Raw genomic sequence first — 12,842 nt, 5'->3', positions numbered from 1 at the left:
CTGACCTCCCCGTGACCGAAACCGAAGCACGGCTAGACCTGGATTGGTCTTCGGCGCTGCGCCACGGCACCTTCTATAAGGCGGTGTTCCGTCCTGCGAGCCAACGCGGACGGTGCCGACCTGTCACCGGCACTGCACTTTCACGCACTGCGCCACACCTACGCGAGCTTGTGGGTCGCAGCCGGGATACCCGCCGAGAAATTGAGCCGACGTATGGGCCACGCCAAGATCGGGACGACGCTCGGCATCTACGTGCACCTCTTCCCCGAAAATGACGCCGCCGACGACATGGCCGCACTCGGCGCGATGGGACCAAAGCCCGCCCCGCCGCCGGCGGCAACGTGATTCCGTTGCGCGGCTAGCCGGGTATTCAACGCAACAAGCGCCTTGAGTCGGGGTTCTTAGGCGGGTGATGAGAAGTTCGCGGCGACTCGTTCGAGCTTGGCGAGCATCTGTCGTTGGTTGCGCTGGAACATGCGCGCGATCCCCACCTCGATTCGCCCCAGCCAGCCCGACAACGACACCGCGAGCAGCCAGCGCATCTTGCAACGCTCGGATGTAATCGGCGTGATTTCGTAAAGCTCGACTAACCCGCGAAGCCAGCGGGTGCTCGAAGCGGTGACGGCAAACCCCATGCAGCTATTCGGTTCCCACACCCAAAACTGTTCTTCAATCGTGATACCGCCCATGAAAACCACGGTTCGCGTCGTGCCTACTGCGAATGGCTTCGAGCTAGTCCACGTGACCTTTCGGATCGCACCGGACACCTCGGTCCACGAGCGCTCATCCACAAGAGTGGCAAACAATTGCTCCGCACTCACTGCCATCTCTCGCTCCGCGACAACGCGGGCGTTCGCGGACTCAAGGAGGGTTTCGTCTGTACTCAAGGGATGCATAGGCCCATCTCCTGCGGTCAAGACCGCCCCAATGTATCCGAACCGCAAGAACGTCCGCTTCGATTTCGCGGCGCACTTTGCGGCATGAGTGCGGCATGAAGCCTCAGCCGAAAAGCGGCCCTCAAAAGCAACAACGCCCGTAGCAGGACGTCATCAGAGCGGGCGACGGGAATCGAACCCGCGTAGCTAGTTTGGAAGACTAGGGCTCTACCATTGAGCTACGCCCGCATGTACAGCAAGACCAGATCGTACCGGCGGCAGCCAAATCAAATCCAATTGAGGGCTTCGCGTGTGCAGCCCGTAGTATCTCGCGTGGTCGTTCCGTGTTTTGCGGACGGCCCGCGCAGGCGCAGCGCTCAAGCGCCGGCGCGACGTGCAGAGCACGGGGTGTAGCGCAGCTTGGTAGCGCATCCGCTTTGGGAGCGGAAGGCCGCAGGTTCAAATCCTGTCACCCCGACTGCGACACCGACCGAACCAGAATATGAGGAGCAAGATCGTGAAGAGCACCGTCGAGAAGTTGAGCCCCACCCGGGTGCGCATCAACGTGGAGGTGCCCTTCACTGAGCTCGAACCCGACTTCGACCGCGCGTTCGCGCAGTTGGCCAAGCAGGTCCGGCTCCCCGGCTTCCGTCCCGGCAAGGCGCCGCGCAAGCTGCTCGAGGCGCGCGTCGGCCGCGAAGCAATGCTCGACCAGGTCGTCAGCGAGGCCCTTCCCAGCCGCTACAGCGAGGCGGTCACCAGCTCGGAGGTGCAGCCGCTGGGCCAGCCCGAGATAGAGATCACCAATAAGGAGTACGGCCAGGACCTCACGTTCACGGCCGAGGTCGACGTCCGCCCCGAGATCGAGCTTCCCGACCTGTCGGAATTGACGCTGACCGTCGACGCCATCGAGGTGACCGACGAAGAGGTCGACGCCGAACTGCAGACGCTGCGCGCACGCTTCGGAACGCTCACGGGCGTGGAGCGCGCCGCCGAGAACGGCGACTTCGTCTCCATCGACCTGTCGGCCACCGTGGACGGCCAGGAGCTGGCCGAGGCCGCCACCGAGGGGTTGTCGCACGAGGTCGGCTCGGGCCAGCTGATCGACGGTCTCGATGGGGCGATCGTCGGGCTCAAGGAGGGGGAGACTCGCGTCTTCACCACCAAACTGGCCGCCGGTGAGCACGCCGGCAAGGACGCGCAGGTGACCGTCACCGTCAAGTCGGTTAAAGAGCGCGAGCTGCCCGAGCCTGACGACGAATTCGCCCAGCTGGCAAGCGAATTCGACACCATGGATGAGCTCAAGGAGTCGCTCGTCGAGCAGGTGCGCCGGGTCAAGCGGGTGCAGCAGGCCGAGAAGATCCGCGACAAGGTGCTCGAGACGCTGCTCGAGCAGGTCGAGGTGCCGCTGCCGGAGAACGTGGTGCAGGCCCAGGTCGACGACGCGCTGCACAACGCCATCCACGGGCTCGACCACGACGAGGCGCGTCTGGCCGAGGCGCTCGAAGCCCAGGGCAGCAGCCGCGAGCAGTTCGACACCGACAATCGCACCAACGCGGAGAAGGCGGTCAAGACGCAGCTGCTGGTCGATGCGATCGCCGACAAGCTCGACGTCCAGGTCGGCCAGAACGACATCAGCGAGCGCCTGATGCTGATGTCTCAGCAGTACGGCCTGCAGCCGCAGCAGCTGATCCAGTCGCTGCAGCAGAACAACCAGCTGCCCGCGCTGTTCGCCGACGTGCGTCGTGGGCTGGCGTTGGCCGCTGTCGTCGAGGCCGCCACCGTCAAAGACTCCGACGGCAACGTGATCGACACCACCGAGTTCTTCGGCCGGTCCGAAGAGCAGACCGACGAAGCTGCCGAGGAGGCCTCCGACGCCGCCGAGTCACAAGCGGACGAGGAGTCGGCCGACGCGAAGTGACGCTGAGAGCGAACGCGGCCCGTCTAGGGACTGCACGCCCGCGCGGGTTGGTTAGTGTCGGTGAGTATCAAGCTCTTGAAGAAAGCAGGTATCCAGACGTGACCCACATGCGTGGCGCCTCGCAAGGCCTCAACCTTGTCGACTCGGTCTATGAGCGCTTGCTGGCGGAGCGGATCATCTTCCTGGGCTCGCAGGTCGATGACGACATCGCCAACAAGCTCTGCGCGCAGATTCTGCTGCTGTCGGCCGAGGATCCCACCAAGGACATCCACCTCTACATCAACTCGCCCGGCGGCTCCATCAGCGCCGGGATGGCGGTCTACGACACCATGGTGCTGGCGCCGTGCGACGTCGCCACCTACGCCATGGGTATGGCGGCCTCGATGGGCGAGTTCCTGCTCGCGGCGGGCACGAAGGGTAAGCGTTACGCCCTGCCGCACGCCCGGATTCTGATGCACCAGCCGCTCGGCGGGATCACCGGCGGTGCGGCCGACATCGCGATCCAGGCCGAGCAGTTCGCGGTGATCAAGAAGGAGATGTTCCGGTTGAACGCCGAGTTCACCGGGCAGCCCATCGAGCGGATCGAAGCGGACTCCGACCGCGACCGCTGGTTCACCGCGCAGGAGGCCCTCGAGTACGGCTTCGTCGACCACATCATCACCAGCGCGAGCGTCAACGGCTCAGGACCAGGAGCAGGACTAGACAAATGACCGATCACTTGCATCCTCAGGCTGACGCCCGCCTGCAGCCCCAGGCTCGTTACATCCTGCCGTCGTTCATCGAGCACTCGAGCTTCGGCGTCAAGGAGTCCAACCCGTACAACAAGCTGTTCGAGGAACGCATCATCTTCCTCGGTGTGCAGGTCGACGACGCGTCGGCGAACGACATCATGGCCCAGTTGCTGGTGCTGGAGTCGCTCGACCCCGACCGCGACATCACCATGTACATCAATTCCCCGGGCGGCTCGTTCACCTCGCTGATGGCGATCTACGACACCATGCAGTACGTGCGGGCCGACATCCAGACGGTGTGCCTGGGCCAGGCCGCTTCGGCCGCCGCGGTGTTGCTGGCCGCGGGCACCCCCGGCAAGCGCATGGCGCTGCCCAACGCTCGCGTGCTGATTCACCAGCCCGCGCTGGCCGGCGTCATTCAGGGCCAGTTCTCCGATCTCGAGATCCAGGCCAAGGAGATCGAACGGATGCGCACGCTGATGGAAGTCACGCTGGCCAACCACACGGGCAAGACCCCCGAGCAGATCCGCAAGGACACCGACCGCGACAAGATCCTGACCGCCGAAGAGGCTAAGGATTACGGCGTCATCGACACCGTCCTGGAGTACCGCAAGCTGTCGGCCCAGACCGCCTGATCTGTCCCGCAACCGCGCGAAATGCGGTTCGCGTCTGCCTTTGGCGTGGCACGCTGTGCGTCTGCACGGGCGGACGGCCAGGGGAGGACGGCGATGACAGTTGCGATGCGAGCGGGTTTCGCGATGACCGCGTTGGCGGTGACGGCCGCGGTTTGCGGCCTGGCTCAGATCGCCTCACCGGCGGTGAGCCAGGCTCAGGAACCGCCCTGTCCCGCAGGGACGTATTGGGACGTCTACTCGCTCCAATGCGTGCCCGTCGACGCGACCGTTTATGTCAACCCCCCGAACCCCGTCGTCGGGCCCGCAGGTCCCGTCGGTGTCGGAGGAGTGGTGGGCCCCGCTGGTCCGGGTCCGGTCGGGCCGGGACCGGCTGGGCCGGGTCCCGCAGGCCCTGGGCGCCGATAGCGTCACACCGAATCGGCGCCGGCGTGCACGGCGCCGATAACGGGTACTTTGGGTGCCGACGCCCTCTCGGTCCGGTCACGGCCACGACACGCCAACGACACGGCGGCGCGTTCGCTGGGGTCCGAGGGTAATCAGACGATATGTTGGCGCGAACACAGATGAATACCACTGGCGCGATTCGGCTTTATCTGTCGCCTCGCGCGGGAACAAACGGGTAGCGTCGGGTTCACCACCCGAGGCAACCACCGAAAAGAAGCTTCATCGGCTGCGAGGAAAGTAGGACCCCACCACCATGGCGCGCATTGGAGACGGCGGTGACCTGCTGAAGTGCTCGTTCTGCGGCAAGAGTCAAAAGCAGGTTAAGAAGCTCATTGCGGGTCCGGGCGTCTATATCTGTGACGAGTGCATCGATCTGTGCAACGAGATCATCGAAGAGGAACTCGCCGATGCGGACGACGTAAAGCTCGACGAGTTGCCCAAACCCGCGGAGATCCGCGAGTTCCTCGAGGGTTACGTCATCGGACAAGACACCGCCAAGCGCACGCTCGCGGTCGCCGTCTACAACCACTACAAGCGCATCCAAGCGGGGGAGAAGAGCCGCGATTCGCGCTCCGAGCCCGTCGAACTGGCCAAGTCCAACATCTTGATGCTCGGTCCGACCGGCTGCGGTAAGACCTACCTGGCGCAGACGTTGGCCAAGATGCTCAACGTGCCGTTCGCGATCGCCGACGCCACCGCGCTGACCGAAGCCGGATACGTGGGCGAGGACGTCGAGAACATTCTGCTCAAGCTGATCCAGGCCGCCGACTACGACGTCAAGCGCGCCGAGACCGGCATCATCTACATCGACGAGGTCGACAAGATCGCCCGCAAGAGCGAGAACCCGTCGATCACCCGTGACGTCTCCGGTGAGGGTGTCCAGCAGGCTCTGCTGAAGATCCTGGAGGGAACGCAGGCGTCGGTGCCTCCACAGGGCGGCCGCAAGCATCCGCACCAGGAGTTCATCCAGATCGACACCACCAACGTGTTGTTCATCGTGGCGGGAGCGTTCGCGGGTCTGGAGAAGATCGTGTCCGACCGCGTCGGCAAGCGCGGCCTGGGCTTCGGCGCCGAGGTGCATTCGAAGGCCGACGTCGACACCGCCGACCACTTCGCCGAGGTCATGCCCGAGGATCTGATCAAGTTCGGGTTGATCCCGGAGTTCATCGGCCGCCTGCCGGTGGTGGCGTCGGTGACGAATCTGGACAAGGACTCCCTTGTGCAGATCCTGTCCAAACCCAAGAACGCGTTGGTGAAGCAGTACACGCGCCTGTTTGAGATGGACGGCGTCGAACTCGAGTTCACCGACGAGGCGCTCGAGGCGATCGCCGATCAGGCCATCCACCGCGGCACCGGTGCTCGCGGACTGCGCGCCATCATGGAAGAGGTCCTGCTTCCGGTGATGTACGACATCCCCAGCCGCGACGACGTCGCCAAGGTGGTCGTCACCAAGGAGACCGTGCAGGACAACGTGCTGCCGACGATCGTGCCGCGCAAGCCGTCGCGTCCGGAGCGTCGCGACAAGTCCGCCTGACGACGATCAAGCGGCGAGGAACGAGCCGCGTTGAGGAGTCGGGCAATCAGGTCCCGCCTGACGACGATCAAGCGGCGAGGAACGAGCCGCGTTGAGGAGTCGGGCAATCAGTCCCGCCTGACGACGATCAAGCGGCGAGGAACGAGCCGCGTCAGTGCACGACGCGGTCGGGGCGGGTGTAGACGTTCATCGACCGGCCCCGCAGGAAGGCGACCAGGGTCAGCCCCGACTGGCTGGCCAAATCGACCGCCAGCGACGACGGCGCCGACACCGCCGCAAGCACCGGAATGCCCGCCATCACGGCCTTCTGCGTCAGCTCGAACGAGGCGCGTCCGCTGACCAGCAACACGGTCCCCGTCAGCGGAATGCGGTCCTGCTCGACCGCCCACCCGATGACCTTGTCGACCGCATTGTGCCGGCCGACATCTTCGCGCACGGCGAGCGTCGTGCCCCCGGAGTCGAAAAGCGCGGCGCCGTGCAGGCCGCCCGTGCTGGCGAACACCTTTTGGGCTTTGCGCAGCCGCGCAGGCAGCTGCGAGAGCGTCTGCACGGTGATGGTCGTCGGATCGTCCCCCGGGCCGTGGCGGCTGCTCAGCTGTACCGCCTCCAGTGAGGCCTTACCGCAGACCCCGCACGACGATGTGGTGTAGAAGTTGCGCGTGACGTCGACATCGGGCGGCGCGACATGCGGGGCCAGCGTCACATCGAGGACGTTGTAGGTGTTCTGCGAAAAGCCCGCGTCGTCGACGCCCGTGCCTCTGCAGTAGCGCGCCGTGAGCACGTCGTCACGTCCGGCGATGACCCCCTCGGTGAGCAGAAAACCCTGCGCGAGTTCGACATCGGAGCCCGGAGTGCGCATCGTCACCGTGATGGGTGCGCCGTTGACGCGGATCTCCATCGGCTCCTCGACGACGAGGGTCTCCGGCCGCGCCACCGCGGAGTCCATGGTCACATGCTTTACCCGCCGCCTGGCTGTGACCCGACCCATGACTCCACACTAGGGCGATTCGACGTCGATAACGTTTCCGTGCTGTTCATGCCGGGGCCAGCGCGCGAGGCGGCGTCCTCGCCATTCGGACGGCACAATGGATTCGTGCACAACGAACTCGAACCGAACCGCCGCATGCCGGTCTGGCGTGATCCGCTGTCGGCTGGCTTCCGCGCGCACCGCCACCTGCTGTTACTGCGCCTGCGTTGGCACGAACGGCGCGGGGAGTCGGCGTCCACCCGGCACTGACAACGGGACGACCAGCACCGACGATGGGGTGCTAGCTACCGGCTACTGGACGGTAACCATTTCCTTAGAATTTTTGTCTCGTAGACGTGACGAACAACACAGTTATGTCTCACGGCAGGCATCCACACATCGACTGAGCTGTGTGTTCGACCCTTCGTGTGCGGCACGCCGCGGGCGAGTCCGGTGAAGGGCCGCCTAAGAAAAGTGCAATAATCGGTACTGGCAGTGACATCAAAAATTTTGGTGGACGTCCACCGACGGCGCGTCGACTCGACTGTGACTCGGAGGACGTCCCCACGCAGTGTGGAAGGCAGGCCTCGTGGCAGCGAAGGACAACGCGGTCAGTCCGGGGAGTGCGGGTCCTCGACAGAAGCTCGAGAAGGTCGTCATTCGATTCGCCGGCGACTCCGGCGACGGTATGCAGCTCACCGGTGACCGGTTCACCTCCGAAGCCGCCCTGTTCGGCAACGACCTTGCCACCCAACCGAATTACCCCGCCGAGATCCGCGCGCCGCAGGGCACGCTGCCCGGTGTGTCGTCGTTCCAGATCCAGATCGCCGACTACGACATCCTGACCGCGGGCGACCGCCCCGATGTGCTCGTCGCGATGAACCCGGCGGCGCTGAAGGCCAACGTCTCCGACCTGCCCCGCGGCGGTCTGATCATCGCCAACTCCGACGAGTTCACCAAGCGCAACCTCGCCAAGGTCGGCTATGAAGCCAACCCGTTGGAGACCGAGGAACTGTCCGACTACGTCGTGCAGGCCGTGCCGATGACGACCCTGACGCTGGGTGCGGTCGAGCCGATCGGCGCCTCCAAGAAGGACGGCCAGCGGGCGAAGAACATGTTCGCGCTCGGTCTGCTGTCGTGGATGTACGGCCGCGAACTCAAGCACAGCGAGGCGTTCATCCGCGAGAAGTTCGCCCGCAAGCCCGACGTCGCCGAGGCCAACGTGCTCGCGCTCAAGGCCGGCTGGAATTACGGCGAGACCACTGAGGCCTTCGCCAGCACCTACGAGGTCGCACCCGCCAAGCTCAAAACCGGTGAGTACCGCCAGATTTCCGGTAACACCGCGCTGGCCTACGGAATCGTCACCGCCGGTCAACTCGCCGATCTGCAGGTCGTGCTCGGCACCTACCCGATCACCCCGGCGTCGGACATCCTGCACGAGCTGTCCAAGCACAAGAACTTCAACGTGATGACCTTCCAGGCCGAGGACGAGATCGCCGGCATCGGCGCGGCCATCGGCGCGTCCTACGGCGGCGCCCTGGGTGTCACCAGCACCTCGGGCCCGGGCATCTCGCTGAAGTCCGAGGCGATCGGTCTGGCGGTGATGACAGAACTGCCGCTGATCATCATCGACGTGCAGCGCGGCGGGCCGTCCACCGGTCTTCCGACCAAGACCGAGCAGGCCGACCTCCTGCAGGTGATGTACGGCCGCAACGGCGAGTCGCCGGTCGCGGTGGTGGCGCCCCGCTCACCGTCGGACTGCTTCGACGTGGCCGTGGAGGCCGCCCGCATCGCGGTCAACTACCACACGCCTGTGGTGATCCTCTCCGACGGTGCGATCGCCAACGGCTCTGAGCCGTGGCGGATTCCGGACGTCAGCAGCTACCCGGCCATCGAGCACACGTTCGCCAAGTCCGGAGAACCGTTCCAGCCGTACGCCCGCGATCCGGAGACCCTGGCGCGCCAGTTCGCGATCCCCGGTACGCCCGGTCTCGAGCACCGGATCGGTGGCCTCGAAGCGGCCAACGGCTCCGGCAACATCTCTTATGAGCCCAAGAACCACGACCTGATGGTCCGGCTGCGGCAGGCCAAGGTCGACGGCATCGCCGTGTCCGATCTCGAGGTCGACGACCCGACAGGTGACGCCGAACTGCTGATGCTCGGTTGGGGTTCCAGCTTCGGACCGATCGGTGAGGCGTGCCGGCGGGCGCGCCGCAAGGGCATCAAGGTCGCCCAGGCGCACCTGCGCAACCTCAACCCGTTCCCGGCCAACCTCGGAGAGGTGCTGCGGCGGTATCCGACGGTCGTGTGCCCGGAGATGAACCTCGGCCAACTTGCACTGTTGCTGCGGGGCAAGTACCTGGTCGACGTCCAGTCGGTCACCAAGGTGGAAGGCATGGCCTTCCTGGCCGACGAGGTCGAGGGCATCATTGATGCGGCGCTGGACGGAACGTTGGGCGAGAAGGAAAGTGACAAAGTGAAGTTCGCACGACTGGCGGCGGCCACCGTCGAAGTCGGCGTGAGCGGTGTGGGAGCGAACGTATGACCGACTTGATCGGAGCAGATCTCGGGTTGACCGCAGGCACCAGTCGGGTGCCGACGACCGATCAGCCGCAGAAGTCCAAGGACTTCACCAGCGACCAGGAGGTCCGCTGGTGCCCCGGTTGCGGTGACTACGTCATCCTCAACACCATCCGCAACTTCCTGCCCGAACTGGGGTTGCGCCGCGAGAACATCGCGTTCGTCAGCGGTATCGGCTGCTCGAGTCGCTTCCCGTACTACCTGGAGACCTACGGGTTCCACTCGATCCACGGCCGCGCCCCGACGATCGCGACCGGCCTGGCCCTGGCCCGCGAGGATCTGTCGGTGTGGGTTGTCACCGGTGACGGTGACGCGCTGTCGATCGGCGGCAACCACCTGATTCACGCGCTGCGCCGCAACGTCAACATCACGATCCTGTTGTTCAACAACCGGATCTACGGGTTGACCAAGGGGCAATACTCCCCGACGTCGGAGGTCGGCAAGGTCACCAAGTCGACGCCGATGGGGTCGCTGGACTACCCGTTCAACCCGGTGTCGTTGGCGCTCGGTGCCGACGCGACGTTCGTCGGGCGTGCACTGGACTCCGACCGCAAGGGGTTGTCCGAGGTGCTGCGGGCCGCCGCTGCTCACCGCGGTGCGGCCCTGGTCGAGATCCTGCAGGATTGCCCGATCTTCAACGACGGCTCGTTCGACGCCCTGCGCAAGGAAGGCGCCGAGGAGCGGCTGATCAACCTCACTCACGGCGAGCCGGTCACGTTCGGGGCCGACGGCGAGTACTGCGTGGTCAAGTCCGGCTACGGGCTCGAGATCGCCAAGACCGCCGACGTGTCGGCCGACGAGATCGTCGTGCACGACGCCAACCTCGAGGACCCCGCGTACGCGTTCGCGTTGTCGCGGCTGTCGGATCAGAGCCTCGAGCACATGGTGATGGGCATCTTCCGCCAGGTGAGCAAGCCGACCTACGACGATGCGGCCCGTCAGCAGATCACCGCGGCCCGCACCGAGAGGGCACACGACACGGCGGCGCTTCAGTCACTGCTTCGGGGCAAAGACACCTGGACTGTCGACTAACGTCACGGTCATGACGACCACCGTTCCGCTGGCCGGAATCATCTTGGCGGGCGGGGCTTCCCGCCGCATGGGCCGCGACAAGGCCACGTTGCCGTACGAAGGCGCCACGCTTGTCGAGCGGATGGTGGACATCCTCAAACCGCGTTGCGCGCCGATCTTCGTCATCGCCGCTCCCGGGCAGGCGATGCCGGCGCTCGACGCCGAGGTTCTGCGCGACGAGGTGCTTGGCGTCGGCCCACTGCTGGCGACCGGCCGGGGGCTGCGAGCGGCCGCCGACGCCGGATCGGAACTCGCTTTCGTCTCCGCGGTGGACATGCCGCTGTTGACCGTCGAGTTGATCGACGCATTGGTCGCTCCGGCGGTGCGCGTCGGGGCGGACGTGGTGCTGCCCTGGGACGGGCGTGACCACTACCTGGCGGGCGTCTACCGCACCGCGCTGGCTGGGCGCGTCGACGAACTGATCGACGCGGGGGAGCGCAGCATGCGCGCGCTGGTCGACCGGGTCGACACGCAGCGGATCGTGATGCCTGAACAGCGTGCGCTGACCAACCTCAACACCGCCGCCGATCTCAAGGCGATCCGCAACGTGCAAATTGCCTAGCAAATTAACTGGTTGAAATACCCGCTATTCGCGATTGAGTGAATTGAATTCCCGCCAGTGAATTAGTACGCGTTTTACGGTGATAAGCACATCAACGTGCTGATATCGGTCGGCGCGTGAAAGTGCACTATCGGCATAACAGATACACGAATACGGCTGGCTCTCAGCGCCTTTCGGCGGCATCACCTGCAGCGGTGGGCGAATTCGAGCCCCCTGGGGACTGATTCGGTGCCCGAGCCCGCCCAAAGGTATGCCGCTGCGGATGGGCCGGTCGCGGCGAAACGAGCGACGCATGGCATGGCCGTCGCATACGGCGGGTCCACGGGCCCGAAAGTGTGTCGAAACGGTGTCGCATTGACGACGAAAGACGCGCTGGGATAACGGATGCCGTAACGAGCCCGGTGAAGCCTTCGCAGGGGCGAGAAATGGGGCGGTGAGCGAACGACCTCGTGAGTTGCTGACGCGCAACGTGTTCCAACTCTTAAACCGGGTCGCAGGGCCAGCGAAGTTGCCGCAGTCATGGGGCGACGATCATGCCCGTTGCGGTCATTTTGTCGACGACACTGCGGTTTTCGCCGCACCAACCAGGACGCGACCCCACAGACGCGTGGTTCAGCTCACAAAATAGCCGTGAGATGGCTCACGAGAACTTGTCCTGACACCAGTTTTGCCGTGTTCGTCAAAGCACGCTGCAACCTGGGAATATGCTGAGAAATCTGCGCCGTAATCGTTTCGTGATCATGCCGCGACACACCTTCGCTCGATATGACGGCGGCCGAACTCTTTTTGTACGGTCCCCAATGGCTCTACCCGGAGCAAACAATTTGAAACCACGAACCTGTGTGTGAGTGGGGCTGTAGGAGGCGAACGGTCTCCGGCGGCCGCCGGCGCTGAGGCCCGGCGAGGCATTCCGGCCTCCCGCTGTCGCACCCGACCGAGACGGTGCGGCCCAACTCCCTGGCCTGGCTGACAGGCATGCCCACCCCGCGCGCTTTGGCGCGGGTGTGTGTTGGCGCGCGCGTGGCGAAAGGATAGAAGTTGAAGAACATCCGCAAGACACTTGGCCTGGCGACCTTTGCCGGAGCGCTCGCGTTAGCGCCCATGGCTCTGGCCACCGGCACTGCCAATGCGGACAGCGGTGTGAACTGGGATGCCGTCGCGGCGTGCGAGTCGGGCGGTAACTGGTCCATCAACACCGGTAACGGCTACTACGGCGGCCTGCAGTTCACCATGGGCACGTGGCAATCGAACGGTGGCAGCGGCTCCCCGCACAACGCCAGCCGCGAGGAGCAGATCCGCGTCGCCGAGAACGTGCTGCAGTCGCAGGGCATCGGCGCATGGCCGACCTGCGGCGGTCGCGGCTAAGCACGCGTTTCGTCTTAACGAAGAGGCGGGGGCCGGGATAGCGGGCCCGGGGGTGTATTAAAAAAAGAGGGATAGGCAATTAAGTAACGAATAAAACTTTTGAACACGCCATAAAACAGTAGGTTTTAACAACAAACAAACCAAAAACCACGCGGGG

The 12,842-nt window shown here is 64.8% G+C and carries 12 protein-coding genes, 2 tRNA genes and 2 pseudogenes; 13 read left to right on the top strand and 3 right to left on the bottom strand.

What is annotated here, in order from left to right; all coding sequences use genetic code 11:
* Positions 1-42: 42 nt before the first annotated feature.
* A pseudogene (locus tag A5790_RS26460) lies at positions 43-207 on the top strand (site-specific integrase); the annotation flags it as partial.
* A 6-nt stretch (positions 208-213) separates the two neighbouring features.
* The gene (locus tag A5790_RS26080) at positions 214-345 is read left to right on the top strand and encodes an integrase (RefSeq protein WP_231987564.1); all 132 of its coding nucleotides are present in this window, start codon (positions 214-216) and stop codon (positions 343-345) included.
* Between the two features lie 56 nt (positions 346-401).
* Here the strand turns inward: A5790_RS26080 and A5790_RS00845 are convergent, their stop codons facing one another.
* Both A5790_RS00845 and A5790_RS00840 read right to left on the bottom strand, forming a co-directional pair.
* Positions 402-896, bottom strand: coding sequence for an SRPBCC family protein (locus tag A5790_RS00845; RefSeq protein ID WP_066840654.1), 495 nt, complete (start codon positions 894-896; stop codon positions 402-404).
* Positions 897-1,053: 157 nt separating this feature from the next.
* Positions 1,054-1,124: transfer RNA gene (locus tag A5790_RS00840), tRNA-Gly, on the bottom strand.
* Positions 1,125-1,279: 155 nt separating this feature from the next.
* On the opposite strand from A5790_RS00840, the gene A5790_RS00835 reads away from it, so the two are divergent.
* From A5790_RS00835 to clpX, 6 genes are all read left to right on the top strand, one after another.
* A tRNA-Pro gene (locus A5790_RS00835) sits at positions 1,280-1,353 on the top strand.
* A 39-nt stretch (positions 1,354-1,392) separates the two neighbouring features.
* Entirely contained in the window at positions 1,393-2,796 is a 1,404-nt protein-coding gene (gene tig / locus A5790_RS00830; protein ID WP_066840804.1) for a trigger factor, read from the top strand.
* A 107-nt stretch (positions 2,797-2,903) separates the two neighbouring features.
* Positions 2,904-3,506 (top strand): ATP-dependent Clp protease proteolytic subunit, encoded by a 603-nt coding sequence (locus tag A5790_RS00825; protein ID WP_064396872.1) that lies wholly within the window; start codon positions 2,904-2,906, stop codon positions 3,504-3,506.
* A complete protein-coding gene (locus A5790_RS00820) occupies positions 3,503-4,162 on the top strand; it encodes an ATP-dependent Clp protease proteolytic subunit (RefSeq protein ID WP_066840652.1) in 660 nt (219 codons plus the stop codon). The genes A5790_RS00825 and A5790_RS00820 overlap by 4 nt, the downstream gene beginning before the upstream one ends.
* 93 nt (positions 4,163-4,255) lie before the next feature.
* On the top strand, positions 4,256-4,567 hold the full coding sequence (locus A5790_RS25905; protein WP_197696685.1) for a hypothetical protein: 312 nt from the start codon (positions 4,256-4,258) through the stop codon (positions 4,565-4,567).
* Positions 4,568-4,859: 292 nt separating this feature from the next.
* Positions 4,860-6,140: an ATP-dependent Clp protease ATP-binding subunit ClpX gene (gene clpX, locus A5790_RS00815; RefSeq protein WP_064396868.1), complete on the top strand. Its 1,281-nt coding sequence runs from the start codon at positions 4,860-4,862 to the stop codon at positions 6,138-6,140.
* Positions 6,141-6,291: 151 nt separating this feature from the next.
* Here clpX and fdhD read toward each other — a convergent pair whose 3' ends face one another.
* Entirely contained in the window at positions 6,292-7,128 is an 837-nt protein-coding gene (gene fdhD, locus A5790_RS00810) for a formate dehydrogenase accessory sulfurtransferase FdhD (RefSeq protein ID WP_066840650.1), read from the bottom strand.
* A 105-nt stretch (positions 7,129-7,233) separates the two neighbouring features.
* Here fdhD and A5790_RS00805 point away from each other — a divergent pair, with 105 nt between their 5' ends.
* The 5 genes and pseudogenes from A5790_RS00805 to A5790_RS00785 all read left to right on the top strand — a co-directional run.
* Complete coding sequence (locus A5790_RS00805; RefSeq protein WP_156431692.1) at positions 7,234-7,377, top strand: hypothetical protein; 144 nt, start codon at positions 7,234-7,236, stop codon at positions 7,375-7,377.
* Positions 7,378-7,696: 319 nt separating this feature from the next.
* Entirely contained in the window at positions 7,697-9,652 is a 1,956-nt protein-coding gene (locus A5790_RS00800) for a 2-oxoacid:acceptor oxidoreductase subunit alpha (RefSeq protein WP_064397394.1), read from the top strand.
* Complete coding sequence (locus tag A5790_RS00795; RefSeq protein WP_066840646.1) at positions 9,649-10,719, top strand: 2-oxoacid:ferredoxin oxidoreductase subunit beta; 1,071 nt, start codon at positions 9,649-9,651, stop codon at positions 10,717-10,719. The genes A5790_RS00800 and A5790_RS00795 overlap by 4 nt, the downstream gene beginning before the upstream one ends.
* Before the next feature lie 10 nt (positions 10,720-10,729).
* Entirely contained in the window at positions 10,730-11,320 is a 591-nt protein-coding gene (mobA, locus tag A5790_RS00790) for a molybdenum cofactor guanylyltransferase (RefSeq protein ID WP_066840644.1), read from the top strand.
* Between the two features lie 1,137 nt (positions 11,321-12,457).
* A pseudogene (locus A5790_RS00785) lies at positions 12,458-12,685 on the top strand (transglycosylase family protein); the annotation flags it as partial.
* Between the last annotated feature and the right edge of the window lie 157 nt (positions 12,686-12,842).

It is taken from the genome of Mycobacterium sp. 852002-51152_SCH6134967 (assembly GCF_001667105.1).
Taxonomy (GTDB): Bacteria; Actinomycetota; Actinomycetes; order Mycobacteriales; family Mycobacteriaceae; genus Mycobacterium; species Mycobacterium neumannii_A.
Note: the sequence above shows the minus strand (reverse complement) of the source record. Positions and strands in the feature narration are given on the sequence as shown.